Origin of the sequence: Pseudomonas xanthosomatis, from assembly GCF_019139835.1 — a bacterium.
In the GTDB taxonomy this organism is placed as follows: domain Bacteria; phylum Pseudomonadota; class Gammaproteobacteria; order Pseudomonadales; family Pseudomonadaceae; genus Aquipseudomonas; species Aquipseudomonas fakonensis.
Genome location: NZ_CP077075.1, coordinates 3,145,250 through 3,166,454, shown reverse-complemented (window position 1 = coordinate 3,166,454; position 21,205 = coordinate 3,145,250). Strand labels below are relative to the sequence as shown.

Here is a 21,205-nt window from a genome sequence, read left to right as displayed (position 1 = left end):
ACAACGCCTTCAAATTCAACAGGATGGCTATCAGACCCCAGGCCTACGCAGAGGTTGCCTGCGTCTGGTCGCTTTGTTGCAACACCACCGGCAGCGGCAGGTACACGCTGAACGTGGCACCCTGCCCCGCGGCGCTGTGCACCTCTATGCGCCCGCCATGGGCCAGCACGATCTGCTCGGAAATATACAACCCCAACCCCAACCCGCCACTGGCCTGCTGGGCGGCGACGCGTTCGAACTGCTGGAAGATGCGCCGCTGGTTCTGGCTGTCGATGCCGATACCGGCGTCCTGCACCTGCACGCAGGCCATGGCGCCGTCCTCTAACACCCGCACCCGTACCGGCTTGCGCTCACCATAGCGCAAGGCATTGGACAACAGGTTGGCCAGCACCTGCTCGATGCGAAACTCGTCCCACTCCCCTTGCAGCGCCTGGCAGCGCTCCAGCTCGATATGGGTGTCCAGCGCACCGGCCTGGGCGGCGAAGTTCTCCACCAAGCCCTTGACCAGAACGCCCAGGTCGAAGGCCTTGGGCCGGATCGACAGCTTGCCGGTGCGAATGCGCGATACATCGAGCATGTCCTCGACCAGACGGATCAGGCTGTTGATCTGCCGTTCGTCACGCTCGACCATGGCCTTGAGCTTTTCTTCGCTGAACGCTGCCAGGTTGCCGCGGTTCAGGTGCATGCGCCGCAGCTGGGCTTCGAGGATCAGGCCATTGAGCGGGGTGCGCACCTCGTGGGAGACGATCGACATGAAGTCGTCGCGCATGCGCACCGCGCGCTCCAGCTCGCCGCGCGCCACCTGCAACTGGGCCAACAACTGCTCCTGCTCGGCGCGGCTGCTTTCCAGCGCCTGCAACTGGCGATCGAGGGCCTTGCGCTGGCAGAACAGATCGACGAACACCGTCACCTTGCTCTTCACCGCCAGGGTGTCCAGCGGCTTGTGCAAGAAGTCCACCGCACCGCTTTCGTAGCCCTTGAACGCGTAGTTCATCTCGCGCCCGGCGGCGCTGACGAAGACGATGGGGATGCTGCGGGTCTTTTCCATGCCGCGCATCAGCTCGGCCAGCTCGAAACCGTTCATGCCCGGCATCTGCACGTCGAGAATGGCCAGGGCGAACTCGTGTTCGAGCAACAGCGACAGCGCCTGTTCCGCCGACTGGGCCGGGTGCACCTCGCGGTCCGGGCCCTGGATCAGGGCGTCGAGGGCCAGCAGGTTCTCTGGCAGGTCGTCGACGATCAGCAGTTTGGCGATTGTTTGGCTTGGCATGCACTGGGTTCCAGGGTGGCGAGCAACTGCCCGATACCGCTCAGGGAAAGAATATGGTCGGGATTGTGCAGGGCCAGCGCGGCCTCCGGCATCAGCGCGACCTGCGCGTCACGGGGGTCCTGGACCACGGTCCGGCCCCCGTTTTGTTTGATATGCAAAAGGCCCCGGGCGCCGTCTTCGTTGGCCCCGGTCAGCAGCACGCCGAGCAGGCCGGCGCCATAGGTGTCGGCAGCCGACTCGAACAGATAATCGATGGCCGGGCGCGAGAAATGCACCGGTTCCTCCTGGCTGAGCGAAAGGGTAAGGTCCCGCTCCACCGACAAGTGATAACCAGGCCCAGCCACATAGACCACGCCGTCCTCGATACGTGCCTTGTCCTGTGCCTCGCGGACCGGGCGCTGCAGGCGCCGTTGCAGCACTTCGGCCAGTTGGCTGTGGCGATCGTCGGGCAGATGCAGCACGCACAATACCGGCAGCCTGAAGCTGTCGGGCAGCGCGCCGAGCACACTGAACAGCGCGGTAACGCCGCCTGCCGAGGCGCCGATGACCACTGCGCGCAGGCCGCTCATGATTTGCGGTAGATCCGTTCGGGCTTGACCAGCGGCTCGAAGCGCTCGCCGTAGGCCGAAAAATCCACCGATTCCTTGCTGCCCAACACCAGAAAGCCGCGGTGGCACAGCGACTCGTGAAACAGCCCCAGGGCGCGGTCCTGCAGGTTCTTGTTGAAGTAGATGAGCACGTTGCGGCACGACACCAGCTGGGTTTCGGAGAACACGCTGTCGGTGGCCAGGCTGTGGTCGGCGAAGGTCACGTTGTCGCGCAGGCTGCTGTCCATGATGGCGTTGCCGTAGGCGGCGGTGTAGTACTCGGCAAAATCCCGTCGCCCGCCGGCCTTGCGGTAGTTGTCTTCGTACTCGCGCATGCTCTGCATCGAATAGATACCTTGCTTGGCGCGCTCCAGCGAATGCGGGTTGATGTCGGTGGCGTAGATGATGGTGCGCTCCAGCAGCCCTTCCTCGCGCAGCAGGATGGCCATGGAGTACACCTCCTCGCCGGTGCTGCAGCCGGCGATCCACACCTTGATCGACGGCCAGGTGCGCAGCAGCGGCACCACTTCCTCGCGCAGTGCCAGAAAATGCCCGGGGTCGCGGAACATCTCGCTGACCGGGATCGTCAGGTACTGCAGCAGCTCAATGAACATGCCCGGGTCGTGCAGCACGCGCTCCTGCAGCGCGGTCACCGTGCGGCAGTCGAACTGGCGCAGCGCGTGCAGGATGCGGCGCTTGATCGAAGCGCCGGAGTAGTCGCGAAAATCGTAGCTGTACTTGAGGTAGATGGCCTCGATCAGCAAGCGGATTTCGATGTCGGTGTTGCGTTCACTGGTCAAGATGTCAAATTCGCTCCAATTGCGGCAGCCACACGCGAATCAACGAGAACAGGCGGTCCAGGTCGATCGGTTTGGCCAGGTAATCGTTGGCGCCGGCCTGCAGGCAGCGCTGCTGGTCGTCCTTCATCGCCTTGGCGGTGACGGCGATGATCGGCAGCTTGCGCCAGCGTGGCTGCTGGCGGATCAGCCGGGTAGCCTCGTAGCCGTCCATTTCCGGCATCATCACGTCCATCAGCACCAGGTCGATGTCGTCGTTGGCTTCCAGCGCCTCGATGGCCTCGCGCCCGTTGCGGCCGATCTCGACGATGGCGCCCTTGTGCTCCAGGGCACTGGTGAGGGCGAAGATGTTGCGCACATCGTCGTCCACCAGCAGGATCTTGCGCCCTTCGAACACCTTGTCGCGGCTGCGCGCGGTCTTGAGCATGCGCTGGCGTTCATTGGACAACTGCGCCTCGACCTTGTGCAAGAACAGTGTGACCTCATCGAGCAGGCGCTCGGGCGAGCGGGCACCCTTGATGATGATCGAGCGCGAGTACTTGAGCAGGTCGGCTTCTTCTTCGCGGGTGAGGTTGCGCCCGGTGTAGACGATCACCGGCGGGAAGCTGCGGATGTCCTCGGCGGTCATGCGCTTGAGCAGCTCGTTGCCGAGCATGTCGGGCAGCTTGAGGTCGATGATCATGCAGTCATAGATGTTGTCGCGCAAAAGCTCCAGGGCGTCCTGGGCCATGGCCACGGCAGTGATTTCGACGTCGTCGTCGCCGATCAGGCGGGCGATGCTCTCACGCTGCAGGTCGTCGTCCTCCACCAGCAGGATGTGCTTGAGTTTTTGCGTGAGCTTGGCTTCAAGGCGCGCGAACACCTCCTTGAGCTCTTCGCGGCTGGTGGGTTTGACCGCATAGCCCACCGCGCCCATGTGCATGGCCGCCTCGACGCGGTCTTCCACCGAAATGATATGCACCGGAATGTGCCGGGTGCCGGCCTGCTCTTTCAGGCGTTGCAGCACGGTCAGCCCGGAGTGATCGGGCAGGCGCATGTCCAGCAGGATGGCATCGGGCAGGTACTGGGCGGCCAGCTCGAAGCCCTCGTCGGCGGCCTGGGCCACCAGGCAGCTGTAGCCCAGCTCGTGGGCCAGGTCGAACAGAATGCGGGCGAAGTTGGGTTCGTCCTCGATCACCAGGATGCAGCGGTTGCTGAACGGTGCCAGCTCGCGGTCGTCGGTGAACGCCGGGGCCGGCCGCTCGTGGCGTGCCGGGGCGGCGACCTTGGGCGCCGGCGGCAGGGTGTCCACCGCCGGGCGCAGGCTGAGCACCTCGGTGGCTTCGCCGCCGGCCTCGTAGCGCTCGGGCAGGATCAGGCTGAACACGCTGCCCTGGCCGGGGCTGCTGTCGACGTTGATCTGCCCGCCCAGCAGGTGCGCCAGGTCGCGGGAAATCGACAGCCCGAGGCCAGTGCCGCCGTAGCGCCGGTTGCTGGTGCCGTCCACCTGGTGGAAGGCGCCGAACACCGCCTGGTGCTGGTCGGCGGCAATGCCGATACCGGTGTCGCGCACGGCGAAGACGATGCCATGGCCCACCTGGTGGCTGATGTGCAGGCTGACCTGGCCGCGCTCGGTGAACTTGATGGCGTTGGACAACAGGTTCTTGAGAATCTGCTCCAGGCGCTGGCGGTCGGTGTACAGGGTGGCCGGCAGCGGGTGCTCCAGCTGCACGGCAAAGTTCAGGCCCTTGTCCTGGGCCAGCGGCAGGAACATACCCTGCAGGCCTGCTACCAGGCGCTCCAGCGGCGTGGTTTCGGGGCGTACCTCAAGCTTGCCAGCCTCGACCTTGGCGATGTCTAGAATGTCGTTGATCAGGTTGAGCAGGTCGTTGCCGGCCGAGTAGATCGACTCGGCGAACTTGACCTGCTCGGCGCTGAGGTTGCCCTCGCCGTTTTCGGCCAGAAGCTTGGCCAGGATCAGAGAGCTGTTGAGCGGCGTGCGCAGCTCGTGGGACATGTTGGCGAGGAACTCGGACTTGTACTTGCTGGAGCGCTGCAGGTCGTCGGCGCGGGCCTGCAACTCCACCTGGGCGTTGTTCAGCTCGCTGTTCTTGCGATCCAGGGCGTCGGTGCGCTCGGCCAGTTGCTCGTTGGTCTGTTCAAGCTCGGCCTGCTGGGTTTCCAGGTAGGCCTGGGACTCCTTGAGCACCCGGGACTGTTCTTCAAGCTCTTCGTTGGCGGTTTTGAGCTCTTCCTGCTGTACCTGCAACTCTTCGTTAAGCTGCTGGGTCTCGGCCAGCACTTCTTGCAGGCGCTGGCGATAGCGGGCGCTCTCGATGGAAAGACCCACGTTATCGGCCACACGCTCCATCAACTCGACGTCACGCTCCTGCAGCGGGCGCAAGAAGCCCAGTTCGAGCACGCCATTGATGCGCCCGTCTTCTTTGGCCGGCACCAGCAAACCGCTGCGCGGCAGCCCGCTGCCCAGGCCCGAGCTCAGGCGATAGTAGTCTTCGGGCAGGTCGTCCAGGCGCAGCAGGCGGCCCTGGATGGCGGCCTGGCCAAGCAGGCCGGCATGCTCGCCCAGCTTCTGCTCACGGGCCTGATGCTCGGTGTCCAGGCCGTAGCTGGCCACCCGCACCAGCTTGCCGTGTTCATCGTGCACATACAGGGCACCGACCACGCTGCCCAGGTAACCTGCAAAAAACCGCAGGATGTTGTCGCCGAGCATCGGCAGGGTCAGCTGGCCCAGCACCTGTTCGGCCAGTTGAGTCTGCCCGGCGCGCAGCCAGGCCTGGTGCTCAAGGCGCTCGGCGGCGCGTTGCTGGGCCTGCAGGTTGTCGACGTAGCTGTTGGACAGCGACAGCAGATCGCGCCGGCCCAGGTAGGCCAGCAACGCGCTGAGGGTGACGATGAACAGCACGAACACGGTGATGGCAGTAACGGTGACCGTGCTGACCGTTTCGTTGCGCGCCATGCGCAGTTGCTGCTCGGTACCGATGAAGGCGTCGAACTCCTTGCGGATCTCGTCGGTGATGCGCTTGCCGCGGCCGTTGCCGATGGCCTCCTGATAGCCGCTCTGGGATCGGCGCAGGCCGATCATTTCGCTGCCGAACTCGTTCCAGGCACGCTGCAGGGCCACCAGGCGGTCGATGCGGTCGACCTGGTTGGGGTTGTCGATGACCAACTCACGCAGGCTGGCGAGGCTGCTGAAAATACGCGGTTTGGCCACCTCGTAGGGGTCGAGGAAGCGCTCATCGCCGGTCAGCAGGAAGCCGCGCATGCCGGTTTCCATGTCGATCGACAGCTTGACCGTCTCGTTGGCATTGCCGATTACCCGGTCGGTGTGCTCGACCCACTGCATGGCCGACAGCAGGTAGTTGATCACCGCGACAAAGGCCACGGCCCCCAGAAGCCCCACTCCCAGGGGTAGGCCGACGTTGCGGCTGAGCAGCTTGCGAAAGCTGCGTTGATCCATCGAGGCTGCTTGAATCATTGGATTGAGGCCCGAGCGAGAAAGTCCATGAACAGTGTTGGCGGCTACGTCTTGTGTGAATCGCCCTGCGCCACACCGGTCGGTGAGTACAGCGAGTTTAACCAGCTTTGGCGGCACTGGCAGGGCATTTAGCCAGTATTTGAAGGCAGCGTGCGTCAATCGTTCCATCTATTTGCGTAGGCCGGTAAGCTTGGGAACTTCTGCCAGGGCCCCGTGCACAGAGTAGAGACAACCCACTGGAACAGGACGCTTGCCATGCACCTTCTGGTAGTCGAAGACGACGACATCGTCCGCATGCTGATGGTCGAAGTGCTCGACGAACTGGGCTATTCGGCCATCGAGGCAGACAGCGCCTCGGCAGCGCTGGCCATTCTGCAGGACCCGCAGCAGCAGCTGGCGCTGCTGATGACCGATGTCGGCCTGCCCGACATGCGCGGCGAAGAGCTGGCCGCCAAGGCCCGTGAGCTGCGGCCATTGCTGCCGGTGCTGTTTGCCAGCGGCTACGCCGAGAACGTGGTGGTGCCTGAGGGCATGCACATGATCGGCAAGCCATTTGGCATCGAAGATCTGCGCAACAAGATGGTGCAGATTCTCGGAACCCCTTGACCCCACCCTTGCGTGTTTAAATAAGGCCTTCTTTCGCGCAAGGCCCTCCCCATGCCCCACCTACTGGCCATCGGCCTCAGCTGGCCCGCGCCGCAAGCCTGCAGCGCGGGGCGGCACCTGCTGCACATCCTCGAGCAATTTAGCCGCCACGGCTGGCGGGTGACCTTCGCCTGCCCGGCCCCCTACGGCGAGCACAAGGCCGACCTGGCGGCGCTGGGCATCGACGAACACATCATGGCCAGCGACGACTGCGCCTTGGCCGCGGCCGATGCGGTGCTGTTCGACCGCTTCCATAGCGAGGAACGTTTTGGCCGGCAACTGCGCCAGCAACAGCCCGGGGCGTTGAACCTGCTGCTGACCTGCGGCCTGGAGAGCCTGCGTGATGCCCGCCAGCAACTGCTGCGCCGGCGCCTGGTCGAGGGCCTGGACCCGAATGATTTCCGCGCACTGTTCGCCACCCCGGGGCCTGCGCTCTACCGGCAGATGGCCGCGGCGCCGCTGGCCCTGCGCGAGCTGGCGGCCCTGTGGCGCTGCGACCTGGCATTGGTTGCTTCGGACGCCGAGCTGGACCTGCTGGTCAACGGTTTCGGGGTGCCGGACTACCTGCTGCACCATTGCCCGCCGGTGGCCGAACCGCTGGCGGCGCTGCGGCCATACGCCGAGCGCGCGCACTTCATTACCCTCGGCAACCTGAGCCAGCCGGCCAATATCGATGCGCTGCTGTGGATTCGCCACAACCTGTGGCCGATGCTGCGCCGGCGCTTGCCGCAAGCGCAGTTACATATCCATGGCGCCAACCCGTCGGCCAAGGTGCAAGCGCTGCATGCGCCGGACGAGGGCCTTCACGTCAAGGGCTGGGTGGCCGACAGCGACGCGGCCATGGCCGGCGCCCGGGTGTGCCTGGCGCCGCTGCGCTCAGGTGCGGGGGTCAAGGGGCAACTGCTCGATGCCCTGCGCTGCGGCACGCCGAGCGTGACCACGCCGATTGGTACCGAGGGCATGCAGGGGCAGCAACCTTGGCCGGGGCGTGTCGAGGGCACTGCCGAGGCGCTGGCCAAGGCTGCTGTCGAGCTGTACAGCGATGAAGGCGCCTGGCAACGGGCGCAGGACGGCTGTGCACCGCTGCTGCGCCTGCGCTTTGACCCTCGGCGCCACGGTAGTGAGTTGGTCGGGCGGGTGGAGCACAGCCTTGGGCAGCTTGATGAGCTGCGGCTGTTCAATTTTACCGGGGCGATGTTGCGTCAATCGGTTCAATTCTGAACATGTGGGAAGCGGCCTTGTGTCGCGATGGGCTGCGCAGCAGCCCCGGCAGTTTTGCATGATGTCGAAATTCTGGGGCTGCTCGCAGCCCATCTCGACCGGACGGCGCCCCGGCAAGGCCGCTTCCCACATGGATCGCATGAGCCTCGGGACCACCGCCCTCACCCCTCACGTCGCAACAGGTAGGTATCCATGATCCAGCCTTTGCGCTGCCGCGCCTGTTCACGCACTGCAAGAATCCGCGCCTTGACCACCTGCAACGGCCCGGCGATCAGCACTTCATCTGCCGTCCCCAAGTAAGCCCCCCAATAGATATGCAGGCCTGGGTCGTCCAACGCTGCAAATGCACACTGCCCATCGAGCATCACCACCAGGTTGTCCACCCGCCCTTGCTCGGCCAGGCGCCTGCCCGGCAACAGGGTCAAGGGCTCGCCGACTCGGTTGAGCGGCACCTGATGCCGCGCGGCCAGCGCCTGCACGCTGCTGATGCCGGGGATTACCGTCAGCGCCAGGGGCACGCCGCGGGCGCGTACCAGGTCGAGAATGCGCAGGGTGCTGTCATACAGCCCCGGCTCTCCCCATAACAGGAAGGCGCCAATGTCGCCGGCACCCAGTTCATCCTCGATCAGGTGGGCGTACAGCGCGGCGCGCTGCTGGTGCCAGGCGTGCACCGCACCGGCGTAGTCCTGGGCGTCGGCATCGCGCCGGGGGTCGTCAACCTGCACCAGGCGATAACCGCCTTCGGGCAGGTAGCGGGCCAGGATGGCCTTGCGCAGATGTACCAGTTCGTCCCGGGCTGCGCCCTTGTCGAGCACGAAGAACACCGTGGCCCGTTGCATGGCCTCGACGGCCTCAAAGGTAACCTGGCGCGGGTCGCCCGGGCCGATGCCGATCAACAGCAGTTGTTTCATGGGCTGGTCTGCCTGTTTTTGGGGCCTTCAAGGGCCCTATCGCCGGCAAGCCGGCGATAGGGCCACTTCTCAGAATACCGAGAAGTTATAGCTGACGATCACCCGGGTCTCGTCCATGTCCCGCGCCCATTTTTCGTAATTGCTGCGGTAGGTGGAATTGCGCAGGCGCAGGCTGACATCCTTGAAGGTGCCGCTTTGCACCTGGTACTTAAGCTCGCTGTCGCGCTCCCATTCCTTGCCCTCGGCGTTGCTGCCCGGCACCTTGATGCTGTGGCCATTGATGTAGCGGGTGAAGAAGCTCAGGCCCGGCACACCGAGGGCCTTGAAGTCGTAGTCGTAACGCAGTTGCCAGGAGCGCTCCTGGGCCGCCGCGAAGTCGTTGACCTGGGCGTAGTTGACCAGGTACGGGTTGGTGCCGTCGAGGTACGGCATGGCGCTATCGCCATACATGCGCTGCCAACCGGCGCTGACCTTGTGCCCGCCCAGGCTGTAGCCGAGCATGCCGCTGAAGGCGCGGTGGTCGATTTCACCGGCACGGGCGTTGCCGATGTCGTCGCTCTTGATCAGGCGCAGGTCTGCCGACAGCGTACCCACCTGCAGCGGCTGGTTGGCCACCAGGCCAAGAAAGTGCTGGCGGTAGATGTTTTCCAGCTTCGACACCTGATACTGGGCGCTGACACGGTCATTGATGCGATAATCGATACCGCCCAGGTCGAAGTGGTCGGCTTCGATGTCGCAGGCATAGCGCTTGTTCTTGCAATGCACGCGAATATCCTGGCGGTCGGTGGAATCCCGCGCGGTGTACTGGTTAAGGCGCGCCAGGGTGAACTTCAAATCACGCACCTCTTCAGAGGTCAGCCAGGCGCCATGGAACATGGTCGGCAACAGGCGGCCATCGTTGTACTTGAGTAACGGTACATCGGGCATCATCGAGCCGTACTTGAGCACCGTCTGCGACACTTTCACCTTGCCGGCAATACCCACCTTGGCGTACTGGTCGGCGGAATGGCGCGGGTCATGCCCGGAGGAAGGCAGCAAGCCGCTGTTACTGTCGCCGGGGCTGGAGTCCAACTTCAAACCCAGCATGCCCAGCGCATCGACGCCAAAACCGACCGGCCCGTGGGTATAACCGGACTGGAAGTTCAGGATGAACCCTTGCGCCGCCTCTTCACGCTTTGAGGCGCCCTGGCTGGAACTGCTGTGGCCATCACGGAAATCACGGTTGAAATACACCGTGCGCGCTTCGACCTTGGCGTGGCTGTCTTCGACAAAACCGCCAGCCTGGGCGGTAAACGCCGCACACAGCGAGAACAGGCCGGCAACACTGCGTCCCGGGGCAAGAGGAAAAGGGGCAAACATGCGAGGGAACATCCACAAAGAAAGACGAAAACAATCCGGGGCAGCCAGCTGCGCCGGTATTACGGGGTGAACGGGAGTACTTCCACGATCATCTTGAATTGTGCTGCGAACGCTCTGGAATGCACCATTGGACCATGGTCTAGAACGAATTACGGGGTGTGCTGAATGGGGTGGATATAACGCGCAAAAAAGCGCCGAAGTTCCCCGATAAAACAACTAAAGTTTGCTGTTTACCACTCCCAAAGTGGCGACTACACTCTGATTCAGCGAACAGCTGTACCCACCCGCGTGGCCGGCGTCCAGTGCAATTATTCATGTTCGTCACGTCATGCCACGACAGACTTACAGGAGTGATGACAGTGTCCAGACTTGCAGAGTTTCGTGCTGCCGAAAAAGCACTTCAGGAACAAATGGCTCAATTGGAAGCGCTGAAAAAGGACGCCGGCCTGAAACGCGAAATTGAATTCGAGCAGAAACTGGTCGGCCTGATGAAAAGCTATGACAAGAGCCTGCGCGACATCATCGCCATCCTCGACCCCAAAGCTGCTACCCGCGCCGTGGCCCCTGCCGGCAAACAGCAACGCCGCCCGCGGGTGGTGAAGGTGTACCAGAACCCCCACACCGGCGAGCGCATCGAGACCAAGGGCGGCAACCACCGGGGCTTGAAGGCATGGAAGGAACAATACGGGGCACAGGCGGTAGAAAGCTGGGTACGTTGATGAAACTTCAACCTGCACTTCACGCTTTTTTCACAAGCCCTGTATCAATATCGAACCAGCTAAAGGACTAGCGACCCCATCACGCGCCCGCACATGCGGGCCTCTAATTCCAGCGCCCTGCCCTCGTGCAGGGCGCTTTCGTTTGCGCGTGAGGCTGACTGCCGTATCATGGCCCGTCTGTTTTAGGCCCTGACCCTGGAGTACCCCATGAGCCTGCAAGACCTGAACGCCCTGCCCGGCGTCACCGCCCAACCAGACACCGCCACCGCACAGTTCGTGTTCAACCACACCATGCTGCGGGTCAAGGATATCGAGAAGTCCCTGGACTTCTACACCCGCGTGCTGGGCTTTCGCCTGGTAGACAAGCGCGACTTCCCGGAAGCCGCCTTCAGCCTGTACTTCCTGGCCCTGGTGGACCCGGCGCAGATTCCCGCCGACGACGCTGCGCGTCACCAGTGGATGAAATCCATCCCCGGCGTGCTGGAGCTGACCCACAACCACGGCACCGAAAACGACCCGGAGTTTACCTACCACAACGGCAACACCGACCCGCGCGGCTTTGGCCACATCTGCATTTCGGTGCCGGACGTGCGCGCAGCCTGCGCCCGCTTCGAGGCGCTGGAAGTCCCCTTCCAGAAGCGCCTGCAGGATGGCCGCATGAACCACCTGGCCTTCGTCAAGGACCCGGATGGCTACTGGGTCGAAGTGATCCAGCCGGCCGAACTCAAAGGCTGATACACGGCGCACGCTCGTCGGGCCGGGAACTTCCGGCCCCTCGCCGTGGTATATGGAAGTAACTGCACTTCCCGACCACAGCGAGGTAAGGACGATGCAATCCCTGCACTGTGACTATCGTGACCACACCATCACCGCCAGCGTGATGCCCCACCCCGACTCGCCCCTGCCCTATGCCGCCGGCTGTTTGATCACCGACCCTGCCGGGCACACCAGCAGGCGCATCTCGATGCCGATGAAGTTCTTCGCCGACCTGGAAAACGCCCAGCATGTGTCCCTGGCCCATGGCCGGGCGCTGGTGGACCAGCAGCTGGATGAGGGCAGCAAGGCGTTCTGAGCATTATTGCGCCCGTACTCCGTGTAGGAGCGGCCTTGTGTCGCGAAAAGGCTGCGCAGCAGCCCCGGCGGTATTGCATGATGTTCAAAATCTGGGGGCGCTGCGCACCCCATCGCGACACAAGGCCGCTCCTACAGGGGACCGCGTGCAGTCAGGCACCGCGGGCATACGCCACCGCCGCATCCACCTGCTCGCGGCTCGGCCGCACCCCGGTGTACAGCACGAACTGCTCCAGCGCCTGCAAGGCGATCACCTCAAGCCCGGTGATCACCGGCTTGCCCAGCGCCTCGGCGCGCTGGATCAGCGGCGTGCGCGCCGGCATCGCCACCACGTCGAACACCCGCTCTGCCGCCTCGATGGCGGTTTCGACGAATGCCAACTGGTCAGCCTCCGGGCCGCCCGCCATGCCGATGGGGGTAACGTTGATCAGCATCGGCGGGCACAGGTCGCCCAGCTCGGGCAACCAGCGATAACCGCAGACATCCGCCAACTGCCGCCCGGCCTGCTCGTTGCGCGCGACAATGGTGCCATCGCCGAACCCGGCGTCACGTAACGCGCTGGCCACCGCCTTGGCCATGCCGCCGCTGCCGCGCAGGGCAAAGCCGGTGCCTGGGTCGACCCGGTGCTGCTCGAGCAGTTGGCGCACGGCCAGGTAGTCGGTGTTGTAGGCCTTGAGGTGGCCGTTGCTGTTGACCAGGGTGTTGACCGACTCGATGGCCGCCGCCGACGGGTCGATTTCGTCCACCAGCGCCATGCACGCCTCTTTATACGGCATCGACACGCCACAACCGCGGATGCCCAGGGCGCGGATACCTGCAACGGCCGCCGGCAGGTCCTGAGTAGTCATGGCCTTGTAGTAGTAGTCCAGCCCCAACTGCTGGTAGAGGTGGTTGTGAAAGCGCACGCCGAAGGTGCCGGGGCGCCCGGCCAGAGAAATGCACAGGACGGTGTCGCGGCTTGGGGTAATGCTCATCTGCCTCTCCTGATGTACCGGCTGAAACGTTTGACCTAGCGTAACAGAGGCAACCGCCGGTCGCCCCTTACACAACCTTTACCCTTCCCCTGTGCGCAGTTGACCTTGGCTGCGGTCATAGTAGGCATACCCCAAGCGTGGGGTGTCTTGCGAGGAATGATCATGAAACGTCTCATCCCTGGAATCGCCCTGCTGGTCGGTGCGCTGGCCATCAGCGGCCAGGCCTCGGCACATGGTGGCGGCTGGGGTGGCCCGGGCCCGGTGATCGGTGCCGCCGTGGTGGGCGCGGTGGTCGGTGCCGCCGTCAGCGGCGGGCGCGACCGCACCGTGTACGTGGAACAGCCGCCGGTCTATGTGCAACAACCGGTCTACGTACAGGCGCCACCGCCGCCGGTTTACTACCAGCCCCAGCCCTATGTGGTGGAACGCTACGTGCCCGCCCCACCGCCGGTGTATCACCGCTACTACGGCCCGCCGCCGGGCTACTACGGCCCACCGCGCTGGTAAATGGCCATTACGGTTGAAATCAATGACCACTATCGAAGGCATTGATTTCAACCTGCCGAGCCAGGCCGTTAAGGTGTGTACATGTTTTCGCAGGAGTCCACACCATGGCCCCGATCCAGATCATGTCCGTCGTCGGCAGCGCAGTACCCGCTTCACTGCGCGAGCAAGGCCTGCTGGCCTGCTGGTACCTGTTGCGCGATGGCGAAGCCATCAGCGGCCCGCTGAGCACCCGCACCCGCGCCGAGACCCTGGCCAGCCAACTGGCCGAAGCAAGCTTTACCGCCTGACCCCGAATCTGTTGTTGTGCGTGCTCCCTACGCCTCTTTGCTGCCCGCCTTATTGGTGGGCATTTTTTTGCCCGTTAAATCGACAAACGGTAGCCGCGGAACCGTTAAAGCATGAAGCTTTTTTCATATCGCCATGGTCCATCAACGAGCAATCGACACCACTTCGGCCATACTCCACAATGCAGCGGTTTTTGGGGGAAAACCCCTGCACAGCCAACGACATACCAACATTTAGTGAGCCTCAACGTGAAAACTACCCTGTCCATTCTCAGCCTGCTGCTGTTGCTCACAGGTACCGCCACCCTGCCGTCGACCGCTGCTGCACAACCCCCCGCCCAGGCTCAACGTGATCCGAGCAAGCTGCACCTGGCCTCCGGCAGCGCCCTGCTGATCGACCTCAACACCAACCAGACGCTGTATTCCAGCCACGCCGACCGCGTTCGGCCCATCGCTTCGGTCACCAAGCTGATGACCGCAATGGTGGTGCTCGACGCCAAGCTGCCCATGGACGAAATGCTCGGCATGACCATCGCCAACAACCCGGAGATGAAAGGCGTGTACTCCCGGGTGCGCCTGGGCAGTGAGCTGAACCGCCGGGAAACCCTGCTGATCACCCTGATGTCGTCGGAGAACCGCGCCGCCAACACCCTGGCCAACCACTACCCGGGCGGCTATGGCGCGTTTATCAAGGCAATGAACGCCAAGGCCCGCAGCCTGGGCATGAGCCACACCCGCTATGTCGAGCCCACCGGCCTTTCGACCCAGAACGTCTCCACCGCCCAGGACCTGGCCAAGCTGCTGATGGCCTCGCGCAAGTACCCGCTGCTCAGCGAGCTGTCCACCACCCGCGAAAAGACCGTGGCGTTTCGCAAGCCCAACTACACCCTGGGTTTTCGTAACACCGACCATCTGGTCAACAAGAGCAACTGGGACATCAAGCTGACCAAGACCGGTTTCACCAATGAAGCCGGCCACTGCCTGGTGCTGCTGACCAAAATGGATAACCGCCCGGTGGCCATGGTGATCCTTGACGCCTACGGCAAGTACACCCACTTCGCCGACGCCAGCCGCCTGCGCCAGTGGCTGGAGACCGGCAGCGCCAAAGCCGCGCCTGCGGTGGCCATGCAGTACAAGAGCGAGCGCCAGAAAGGCTCGCGCCTGGCCCAGGACTAAGCCTGCGCCCCTGGCGCGCTGCCTCAGCCCTGCCGGGCGAGCAGTTGCGCCAGGCTCTGAGCCAGCTCGCCCTGGCGAAACGGTTTGCGCAGCACCTCGAAACCGTGCAGCTCGCGCGGTGAAAGGTTGGCATAACCGGTGATGATCAGCACCGGCAGCTCGGCCAGCCGCTCGCGCACCTTTTGCGCAAAGCGCACCCCGGTCATTTCAGTCATGACATGATCGGTCAGCAGCACATCAGGCACCAACCCAGCGTCCAACAGTGCCAGCGCCCGCGCAGCGCAATCAGCCTCGGTCACCTCGTAACCCAGCTCACGCAGTTGCAGCAATGTGGCCTGGCGCACCAGCGGCTCATCATCGACCAGCAGCACCCGGTTACCTCCATGCGCACAGGGCGCTGGTAACGGTGTCACATTGGCCAAACCGGCTTCGCTGGGCGGCAGCCACAGGGTTGCCTGGGTGCCCTTGCCCACTTGCGAGCAAATGCCGAAGCCGCCGCCCGACTGCACCGCCAGGCCCTGCACCATCGGCAAGCCAAGGCCTGCGCCTTTGCCCACGGTCTTGGTGGAGTAGAACGGCTCGATGCAGCGCGCGAGCACTTCATCGCTCATGCCACTGCCAGTATCGGCCACCTGCAACCACACCTGCCCCGCCGCCAGCCCAGGCGGATACGCCGGGCCACCCTCGCCGACGCCTGCAGTAATGGTCAAACGGCCACCTTCGGCCATGGCATCACGGGCGTTGATTACCAGGTTGAGCAATGCCAGCTCCAGCTGGTGCTCGTCCACCAGTACCGGCGGCAGTTGCGGGTCGATACGTACCTTGACGCTGATGGTCGCCCCCAACGAGCGGGCGATCAGTTCGCGCATCTCCTCCACCAGCCCGGCCAGCGCCACCGCCTGCGGCTTGAGGGTCTGCCGACGGGCAAAACTGAGCAGCCGGCCGACCAGGTTGCGCGCCCGTTCGGCCGCCTGCAGGCCGCCGTCGACCAGCCGTGCGGCGCGCTGCGCGTCGGGCTGGCGGCGAACCAGTTCGAGGGAGGCGATGATCGGCGTGAGCATGTTGTTCAGGTCATGGGCGATGCCGCCGGTGAGCTGGCCAATCATCTCCATCTTGCGCGCTTCGTGCAGTTGCAGCATCGACGCCTCACGCTGTACGAGCATGTTCGCCACGCGCTCTTCAAGGCTTTCATTGAGCATGTGCAGGGCGCGCTCGGCGCGGGCATGGGTAATGGCGGCCCACACCTGCTTGGCGGTTTCTTCGGCCAGCAGGCAGTCGTCCTCGGCGAACAAGCGGGGCCGCAAAAAATGCACCAGCAGCACGGCCTCCAGGCGCTCGGCGCGCAGCACCGGCACATGCAGGCTGGCGCCCATGCCCTTGAGCAAGGCTGGCGGCGCTTGCTCGGCGAGGTAGTTGCGCTGCGCCTGCTGGCCGCTCTTGAGCAATTCGTATAGCTGCGGGTCGAAGCTTGCGTAGGCATGCTCGCCCAGCAAGGTCGGCACACCCTCGGCCCACTCACGGGCAACACGCAGGCCCTGGCCATCGCCCAGGTCCTCGCCGAAGCACACCCGCGCCGCGCCCAATTCCACCGCCAAGCGGCGCACCGCGTGGGCCTCGATCAGCTCCGCCTCGCCCAGCCCCGGCAAGGTTTGCCCCAGCTCCAGCAAGAATGCCTGGCGCCGCTGGAAGCGCACCCGCGCGGTGGTGTCGTTGACGATGCACAGCACCCCGCCAATACTGCCGTCGGCCTCGCGCACGGCAGAATACGAAACGTCGAAGTAGGTCGTCTCGCCGAAGCCGCTGCGCTCGATGTAAAAGGGGCGATCCTTGGCCGAGAAGGTCTCGCCGGTCTCGCGCACCCCGCGCAGCAGGGGCTCCAGGTCATCCCACAGTTCTTGCCAGTGGACCAGGGCCGGCTGCCCGAGGGCATGGGGGTGTTTTTGGCCAATGGTGGGGGAATAGGCATCGTTGTACAGGGCAACGTATTGCGCGCCCCAGAACAGCACGATCTGTGCCTGGGCCGGCAGTAACGTGGCCATCACCGCCTTGAGCCCGGGTGACCAGCCATCCGGCTCGCCCAACGGCGAGCTGCTCCAGTCCATCCCCTGCAGCAGGCCGCTGACCGCACCGCCATTGAGCAGGAAGCCAGGCGTCGCGTTGGCGCTTTTGACCTCGGTGTGCCGGCCTGATTTCATGCTGTGCGAACCATCGTTTGTCCCGAGCAGATTGCCATCCTTCACAGGATATGAAATCAGCCGTTGGCAGACGTTCCACCGGTTATCGCACTTTGCCCAGGCTGCGGTGTTTCAGCGCCGGCCCTCAGCCAGCATGCGCACTGCCAGGCCCGCCAGTACAGTGCCCATCAGCCAGCGCTGGACCTGCTGCCAGAAAGGCCGGCCCGCCAGAAACACCGCAATGGAGCCGGCCATCACGGCAATCAACGCATTGACCGTGACGCTGACGGCGATCTGCGTGCAACCCAGCACCAGCGACTGGCTCAGCACGCTACCGTGGCCGGGCTCGATGAACTGCGGCATCAGTGACAGGTACATCACTGCGATCTTGGGGTTGAGCAGGCTGGTCAACAAACCCATGCCAAACAGCCGCCGCGGGCTGTCAGCCGGCAGGTCGCGCACCTGGAACGGCGAGCGCCCGCCCGGGCGCAGGGCCTGCCAGGCGAGGTACAGCAAGTACAGGGCGCCGGCGATACGCAGCGCGTCGTAGGCCAGCGGTACCGCCATCACCAGCGCGGTGATGCCCAGCGCCGCACACAGCATGTACACGACGAACCCCAGTGCCACCCCACCCAGCGAGATCAACCCGGCCGCCCTCCCCTGGCAGATGGAGCGGGAAATCAGGTAGATCATGTTCGGCCCGGGGGTCAGCACCATGCCCAGGCAAATCAGGGCGAAGGCCAGCAGGTTGGCAAGTTCGGGCATGGTTCACATCCAGGTGATGGCAGGTCGCGCAAGTGTATAGGCCGGCGCAGCTGGCGTGAATCCGCTCAACCCTGTTCATCGAGCAACTGGCGGATTAACTGCTCCTGGCCGTTGCAGTCGCCCTCGCCAAAATGCACATGGCGCACCTGGCCCTTGCGGTCAACGAAGTAATGCGCCGGCCAGAACTGGTTGCCCCAGGCGTTCCATACCCGGTAGTCGTTGTCCACGGCCACCGGGTAGCTGATACCCAGTTGCCTGACCTGGGCCTTGAGGTTGCCGATGTCGTGTTCATAGTCGTATTCCGGGGTGTGCACCCCGACCACCACCAGCCCCTGATCGGCGTAGCGCCGCGCCCAGTCGCTGACATGCGGCAGGCTGCGCCGGCAGTTGATGCAGTCGTAGGTCCAGAAGTCCACCAGCACCACCTTGCCCTTGAGCGCGGCATCGTCCAGTGGCGCTGAGTTGAGCCACTGCCCGGCCCCGGCCAGCGACGGCATCGGGCCGTAGCTGTCGCGGGCCAGCAGGTGGCCGGCAAGGCCCAGGCCAAGTAGCGCCAAGGCCACGCCGCCAGCCTTGAGCAGACGGCGCCTGGCGCCCGACTCAGTTGTCATGGCAGCCACTGGTGGCGTATGAGCGGTACTCGACGCTTTGTGGCTTGTTCTGCGAGTCGAGGTAGTCCATGCGGGTGTTGACCACGCCGCAGGCGTGATGCTGGTCGTTCTTCACCGACAGCACTTTCTGTACGTCCAGATGATCGCCGTAGCGGTACTGCATCACGCTGGCGTCGTTCATCGAGGTGCTGCTGGCTTGGGCGGCGACGGCGCCGAGGCCGAGTACGGCGAACAGGGCGGCGCTGGCGAGGTTCTTGATGGTCATGGTGTGTCTCCCGAAACGAGGCTTTGGTGTGGGGAGACGTTGCTCCCCGGTCGAGAGCCATTTCACGCCTGCCAGGTATCGGCCATGTGTCTGCCAAGGCTGTGATGTGCTTCCTGCTGTATCTGCAGCAGCGCCGGATACACTGCAATACAAACCCCGGCAGGCAAGGCGCAGCCTGCTCTGTACACTGCGCCCACCCCATACCACCAAGGACAGCACCCGATGGAACATGTCGATCACATCCTGGTCGTCGATGACGACCGCGAGATCCGCGAACTGGTCGGCAACTACCTGAAGAAGAACGGCCTGCGCACCAGCATCGTCGCCGATGGCCGGCAAATGCGCGCGTTCCTTGAGAACAACAGTGTCGACTTGATCGTGCTCGACATCATGATGCCCGGCGACGACGGCCTGTTGCTGTGCCGTGAGCTGCGCGCCGGCAAGCATCGCAACACGCCGGTGTTGATGCTTACCGCACGCAACGACGAGACCGACCGCATCATCGGCCTGGAAATGGGTGCCGACGACTACCTGACCAAGCCGTTCTCGGCCCGCGAGCTGCTGGCCCGCATCAACGCGGTATTGCGCCGCACGCGCATGCTGCCACCCAACCTGACCATCAGTGAAAGCAGCCGGTTGATCGCCTTCGGCCAATGGCGCCTGGATACCACCGCGCGCCACCTGCTCGACACCGAAGGCACCCTGGTGGCGCTGTCCGGCGCCGAGTACCGCCTGCTGCGGGTATTCCTCGACCACCCGCAGCGAGTGCTCAGCCGCGAGCAGTTGCTCAACCTCACCCAGGGCCGCGAAGCAGACATCTTCGACCGCTCCATCGACCTGTTGGTCAGCCGCCTGCGCCAGCGCCTGGGCGACGACGCGCGCGAGCCGACCTGCATCAAGACCGTGCGCAGCGAAGGCTATGTGTTCTCGCTGGCGGTGCAGTTGCTGGAGTCGCCGGCATGAAATGGCCTCGTACCCTCGCCTCGCGCCTGGCGCTGATCTTCTTCACAGGGCTGGTGCTGGCCTACGGCCTGTCGTTCAGCCTGCAGGCCTACGAGCGCTATGTCAGCAGCCGCTCGATGATGCTCAGCAACCTGGAGCTGGACGTGTCCACCTCGGTGGCCATCCTCGACCGCCTGCCTGCCGCCGAGCGCGCAAGCTGGTTGCCGCGCCTTGAGCGGCGCACCTACCGTTACCGCCTGGACGACGGCCTGCCCGGGGACGCCATGCCCAGCGAAGATGCGCCGATGGCCGCCGAGTCGATCGTCAAGGCCATCGGTGACCGCTACCGCCTGACTTTCCTCGAAATACCCGGCCCCAACGCGCACTTCCAGGCCCATTTGCGCCTGGCCGATGGCGCACCGCTGACCATCGACGTGACCCCGGCCCCGGTGCCGGTGGCCACCTGGCTGCCGGCGGTGCTGTTGATCCAGCTGGTGGTACTGCTGCTGTGCACCTGGCTGGCAGTGCGCCTGGCCATTGGCCCGTTGACCCGGCTGGTCAAGGCGCTTGACGACCTGGACCCGAACAGCCCGGGCCCGCAACTGGACGAGAGCGGCCCGCGTGAAGTGCGCTATGCCGCGGTGGCGTTCAATGCCCTGCAGGCGCGCATCGGCGCCTACCTGAAAGAACGCATGCAGCTGCTGGCGGCGATCTCCCACGACCTGCAAACGCCGATCACGCGCATGAAGCTGCGGGTCGAGCAGATGGATGAAGGCCAGGAGAAGGACAAGTTGTGGCACGACCTGGATGCCATGGAGCACCTGGTACGCGAGGGCGTGGCCTATGCGCGCAGCATGGACAGCGGTACCGAGGCACCTTGCCGGGTGAACCTGGACGCCTTTCTCGACAGCCTGGTGTTCGATTACCAGGACAGTGGCGCGCAGGTACAACGCCAAGGCAGCGTGCCAGCCCCCCTGCAGACCCGCCCCCATGCCCTGCGCCGGGTGCTGGTGAACCTGGTGGACAATGCCTTGAAGTTCGCTGGCGCCGCGCAGTTGGAGGTGGAGTGTGAAAACGGGGTGACGCGGATTCGGGTGCTGGATGACGGGCCGGGCATTCCCGAGGACGAGCTGGACGAGGTGCTCAAGCCGTTTTACCGGGTTGAAGGGTCGCGTAACCGCAGTACCGGAGGGACGGGGTTGGGGTTGGCGATTGCCCAGCAGCTGACCCAGGCCATGGGGGGGAGTCTGGTGTTGAGGAATCGGGTTGAGGGGGGGTTGTGTGCGGAGGTTGAATTGCGGTGAGGCTCAGGGTTATCCCTGCGGGCCGCCAGGTGCTCGCCACAACCCTTGCAGCGCTACAACCCGTAAAGTCGAGCGCGACCCCGGCCGTTTCTCGCCTGTTTTCGCCTTGCCTGATCGCCGCTCGGCGACTTTTCGTACAAACCCTAGA

At 64.3% G+C, this 21,205-nt stretch carries 21 protein-coding genes; 10 read left to right on the top strand and 11 right to left on the bottom strand.

Annotated features, from left to right (window positions below; genetic code table 11):
- Positions 1 to 43: 43 nt before the first annotated feature.
- The 4 genes from KSS93_RS14170 to KSS93_RS14155 are packed head-to-tail and all read right to left on the bottom strand — an operon-like array spanning position 44 to position 6,129.
- Complete coding sequence (locus KSS93_RS14170; protein ID WP_217884642.1) at positions 44 to 1,270, bottom strand: hybrid sensor histidine kinase/response regulator; 1,227 nt, start codon at positions 1,268 to 1,270, stop codon at positions 44 to 46.
- Entirely contained in the window at positions 1,240 to 1,839 is a 600-nt protein-coding gene (locus tag KSS93_RS14165) for a chemotaxis protein CheB (protein WP_217884641.1), read from the bottom strand. Before KSS93_RS14165 ends, KSS93_RS14170 begins: the two co-directional genes overlap by 31 nt.
- Positions 1,836 to 2,657: a CheR family methyltransferase gene (locus tag KSS93_RS14160; RefSeq protein WP_217884640.1), complete on the bottom strand. Its 822-nt coding sequence runs from the start codon at positions 2,655 to 2,657 to the stop codon at positions 1,836 to 1,838. The genes KSS93_RS14165 and KSS93_RS14160 overlap by 4 nt, the downstream gene beginning before the upstream one ends.
- Before the next feature lie 4 nt (positions 2,658 to 2,661).
- A complete protein-coding gene (locus KSS93_RS14155; RefSeq protein ID WP_217884639.1) occupies positions 2,662 to 6,129 on the bottom strand; it encodes a response regulator in 3,468 nt (1,155 codons plus the stop codon).
- Between the two features lie 255 nt (positions 6,130 to 6,384).
- Here KSS93_RS14155 and KSS93_RS14150 point away from each other — a divergent pair, with 255 nt between their 5' ends.
- Together KSS93_RS14150 and KSS93_RS14145 are read left to right on the top strand one after the other, a co-directional pair.
- Positions 6,385 to 6,735, top strand: coding sequence for a response regulator (locus KSS93_RS14150; protein WP_217884638.1), 351 nt, complete (start codon positions 6,385 to 6,387; stop codon positions 6,733 to 6,735).
- A gap of 51 nt (positions 6,736 to 6,786) precedes the next feature.
- Positions 6,787 to 7,995 carry a glycosyltransferase gene (locus tag KSS93_RS14145; protein WP_217884637.1) on the top strand — a complete coding sequence of 403 codons (1,209 nt, stop codon included), beginning with the start codon at positions 6,787 to 6,789 and terminating at the stop codon, positions 7,993 to 7,995.
- A gap of 161 nt (positions 7,996 to 8,156) precedes the next feature.
- Here the strand turns inward: KSS93_RS14145 and cobF are convergent, their stop codons facing one another.
- Complete coding sequence (gene cobF / locus KSS93_RS14140; protein ID WP_217884636.1) at positions 8,157 to 8,906, bottom strand: precorrin-6A synthase (deacetylating); 750 nt, start codon at positions 8,904 to 8,906, stop codon at positions 8,157 to 8,159.
- Positions 8,907 to 8,975: 69 nt separating this feature from the next.
- Positions 8,976 to 10,265 carry an OprD family porin gene (locus tag KSS93_RS14135; protein ID WP_217884635.1) on the bottom strand — a complete coding sequence of 430 codons (1,290 nt, stop codon included), beginning with the start codon at positions 10,263 to 10,265 and terminating at the stop codon, positions 8,976 to 8,978.
- A gap of 359 nt (positions 10,266 to 10,624) precedes the next feature.
- Here KSS93_RS14135 and KSS93_RS14130 point away from each other — a divergent pair, with 359 nt between their 5' ends.
- The 3 genes from KSS93_RS14130 to KSS93_RS14120 all read left to right on the top strand — a co-directional run bounded on the left by KSS93_RS14130 (position 10,625) and on the right by KSS93_RS14120 (position 12,056).
- Complete coding sequence (locus KSS93_RS14130; RefSeq protein ID WP_217884634.1) at positions 10,625 to 10,984, top strand: histone-like nucleoid-structuring protein, MvaT/MvaU family; 360 nt, start codon at positions 10,625 to 10,627, stop codon at positions 10,982 to 10,984.
- 207 nt (positions 10,985 to 11,191) lie between these two features.
- A complete protein-coding gene (gene gloA / locus KSS93_RS14125) occupies positions 11,192 to 11,719 on the top strand; it encodes a lactoylglutathione lyase (RefSeq protein ID WP_217884633.1) in 528 nt (175 codons plus the stop codon).
- Positions 11,720 to 11,813: 94 nt separating this feature from the next.
- Entirely contained in the window at positions 11,814 to 12,056 is a 243-nt protein-coding gene (locus KSS93_RS14120) for a hypothetical protein (protein ID WP_217884632.1), read from the top strand.
- A gap of 151 nt (positions 12,057 to 12,207) precedes the next feature.
- On the opposite strand, the gene KSS93_RS14115 is transcribed toward KSS93_RS14120, so the two are convergent.
- The gene (locus KSS93_RS14115) at positions 12,208 to 13,029 is read right to left on the bottom strand and encodes a shikimate 5-dehydrogenase (RefSeq protein ID WP_217884631.1); all 822 of its coding nucleotides are present in this window, start codon (positions 13,027 to 13,029) and stop codon (positions 12,208 to 12,210) included.
- A 162-nt stretch (positions 13,030 to 13,191) separates the two neighbouring features.
- Between KSS93_RS14115 and KSS93_RS14110 the strand changes: the two genes are divergently transcribed.
- The 3 genes from KSS93_RS14110 to pbpG all read left to right on the top strand — a co-directional run bounded on the left by KSS93_RS14110 (position 13,192) and on the right by pbpG (position 14,996).
- Positions 13,192 to 13,536 carry a hypothetical protein gene (locus tag KSS93_RS14110; protein WP_217884630.1) on the top strand — a complete coding sequence of 115 codons (345 nt, stop codon included), beginning with the start codon at positions 13,192 to 13,194 and terminating at the stop codon, positions 13,534 to 13,536.
- Between the two features lie 104 nt (positions 13,537 to 13,640).
- Positions 13,641 to 13,823: a hypothetical protein gene (locus tag KSS93_RS14105; RefSeq protein WP_217884629.1), complete on the top strand. Its 183-nt coding sequence runs from the start codon at positions 13,641 to 13,643 to the stop codon at positions 13,821 to 13,823.
- Positions 13,824 to 14,069: 246 nt separating this feature from the next.
- Positions 14,070 to 14,996 carry a D-alanyl-D-alanine endopeptidase gene (gene pbpG, locus KSS93_RS14100; RefSeq protein WP_217884628.1) on the top strand — a complete coding sequence of 309 codons (927 nt, stop codon included), beginning with the start codon at positions 14,070 to 14,072 and terminating at the stop codon, positions 14,994 to 14,996.
- A gap of 23 nt (positions 14,997 to 15,019) precedes the next feature.
- On the opposite strand, the gene KSS93_RS14095 is transcribed toward pbpG, so the two are convergent.
- The 4 genes from KSS93_RS14095 to KSS93_RS14080 form a co-directional block, all read right to left on the bottom strand.
- Positions 15,020 to 17,191, bottom strand: coding sequence for a GAF domain-containing hybrid sensor histidine kinase/response regulator (locus KSS93_RS14095; RefSeq protein WP_217884627.1), 2,172 nt, complete (start codon positions 17,189 to 17,191; stop codon positions 15,020 to 15,022).
- A 111-nt stretch (positions 17,192 to 17,302) separates the two neighbouring features.
- A complete protein-coding gene (locus KSS93_RS14090) occupies positions 17,303 to 17,935 on the bottom strand; it encodes a LysE family translocator (RefSeq protein WP_217884626.1) in 633 nt (210 codons plus the stop codon).
- A gap of 65 nt (positions 17,936 to 18,000) precedes the next feature.
- Positions 18,001 to 18,546, bottom strand: a complete 546-nt coding sequence (locus KSS93_RS14085; protein ID WP_217884625.1) for a thioredoxin family protein — start codon at positions 18,544 to 18,546, stop codon at positions 18,001 to 18,003.
- Positions 18,536 to 18,811 carry a DUF2790 domain-containing protein gene (locus KSS93_RS14080; protein WP_217884624.1) on the bottom strand — a complete coding sequence of 92 codons (276 nt, stop codon included), beginning with the start codon at positions 18,809 to 18,811 and terminating at the stop codon, positions 18,536 to 18,538. The genes KSS93_RS14085 and KSS93_RS14080 overlap by 11 nt, the downstream gene beginning before the upstream one ends.
- Before the next feature lie 222 nt (positions 18,812 to 19,033).
- Between KSS93_RS14080 and KSS93_RS14075 the strand changes: the two genes are divergently transcribed.
- Both KSS93_RS14075 and KSS93_RS14070 read left to right on the top strand, forming a co-directional pair.
- Positions 19,034 to 19,774, top strand: a complete 741-nt coding sequence (locus KSS93_RS14075; protein WP_217838872.1) for a response regulator — start codon at positions 19,034 to 19,036, stop codon at positions 19,772 to 19,774.
- Positions 19,771 to 21,057 carry a sensor histidine kinase gene (locus KSS93_RS14070; protein WP_217884623.1) on the top strand — a complete coding sequence of 429 codons (1,287 nt, stop codon included), beginning with the start codon at positions 19,771 to 19,773 and terminating at the stop codon, positions 21,055 to 21,057. The genes KSS93_RS14075 and KSS93_RS14070 overlap by 4 nt, the downstream gene beginning before the upstream one ends.
- The last annotated feature ends 148 nt before the right edge of the window (positions 21,058 to 21,205 follow it).

What these genes read in the sequence shown, in the direction of transcription:
- KSS93_RS14170 (WP_217884642.1), bottom strand. Translation starts at nt 1,270, where the DNA reads ATGCCAAGCCAAACAATCGCCAAACTGCTGATCGTCGACGACCTGCCA.
- KSS93_RS14165 (WP_217884641.1), bottom strand. Translation starts at nt 1,839, where the DNA reads ATGAGCGGCCTGCGCGCAGTGGTCATCGGCGCCTCGGCAGGCGGCGTT.
- KSS93_RS14155 (WP_217884639.1), bottom strand. Translation starts at nt 6,129, where the DNA reads ATGATTCAAGCAGCCTCGATGGATCAACGCAGCTTTCGCAAGCTGCTC.
- KSS93_RS14150 (WP_217884638.1), top strand. Translation starts at nt 6,385, where the DNA reads ATGCACCTTCTGGTAGTCGAAGACGACGACATCGTCCGCATGCTGATG.
- KSS93_RS14145 (WP_217884637.1), top strand. Translation starts at nt 6,787, where the DNA reads ATGCCCCACCTACTGGCCATCGGCCTCAGCTGGCCCGCGCCGCAAGCC.
- cobF (WP_217884636.1), bottom strand. Translation starts at nt 8,906, where the DNA reads ATGAAACAACTGCTGTTGATCGGCATCGGCCCGGGCGACCCGCGCCAG.
- KSS93_RS14135 (WP_217884635.1), bottom strand. Translation starts at nt 10,265, where the DNA reads ATGTTTGCCCCTTTTCCTCTTGCCCCGGGACGCAGTGTTGCCGGCCTG.
- gloA (WP_217884633.1), top strand. Translation starts at nt 11,192, where the DNA reads ATGAGCCTGCAAGACCTGAACGCCCTGCCCGGCGTCACCGCCCAACCA.
- KSS93_RS14120 (WP_217884632.1), top strand. Translation starts at nt 11,814, where the DNA reads ATGCAATCCCTGCACTGTGACTATCGTGACCACACCATCACCGCCAGC.
- KSS93_RS14115 (WP_217884631.1), bottom strand. Translation starts at nt 13,029, where the DNA reads ATGAGCATTACCCCAAGCCGCGACACCGTCCTGTGCATTTCTCTGGCC.
- KSS93_RS14110 (WP_217884630.1), top strand. Translation starts at nt 13,192, where the DNA reads ATGAAACGTCTCATCCCTGGAATCGCCCTGCTGGTCGGTGCGCTGGCC.
- KSS93_RS14105 (WP_217884629.1), top strand. Translation starts at nt 13,641, where the DNA reads ATGGCCCCGATCCAGATCATGTCCGTCGTCGGCAGCGCAGTACCCGCT.
- KSS93_RS14095 (WP_217884627.1), bottom strand. Translation starts at nt 17,191, where the DNA reads ATGAAATCAGGCCGGCACACCGAGGTCAAAAGCGCCAACGCGACGCCT.
- KSS93_RS14090 (WP_217884626.1), bottom strand. Translation starts at nt 17,935, where the DNA reads ATGCCCGAACTTGCCAACCTGCTGGCCTTCGCCCTGATTTGCCTGGGC.
- KSS93_RS14085 (WP_217884625.1), bottom strand. Translation starts at nt 18,546, where the DNA reads ATGACAACTGAGTCGGGCGCCAGGCGCCGTCTGCTCAAGGCTGGCGGC.
- KSS93_RS14080 (WP_217884624.1), bottom strand. Translation starts at nt 18,811, where the DNA reads ATGACCATCAAGAACCTCGCCAGCGCCGCCCTGTTCGCCGTACTCGGC.
- KSS93_RS14075 (WP_217838872.1), top strand. Translation starts at nt 19,034, where the DNA reads ATGGAACATGTCGATCACATCCTGGTCGTCGATGACGACCGCGAGATC.
- KSS93_RS14070 (WP_217884623.1), top strand. Translation starts at nt 19,771, where the DNA reads ATGAAATGGCCTCGTACCCTCGCCTCGCGCCTGGCGCTGATCTTCTTC.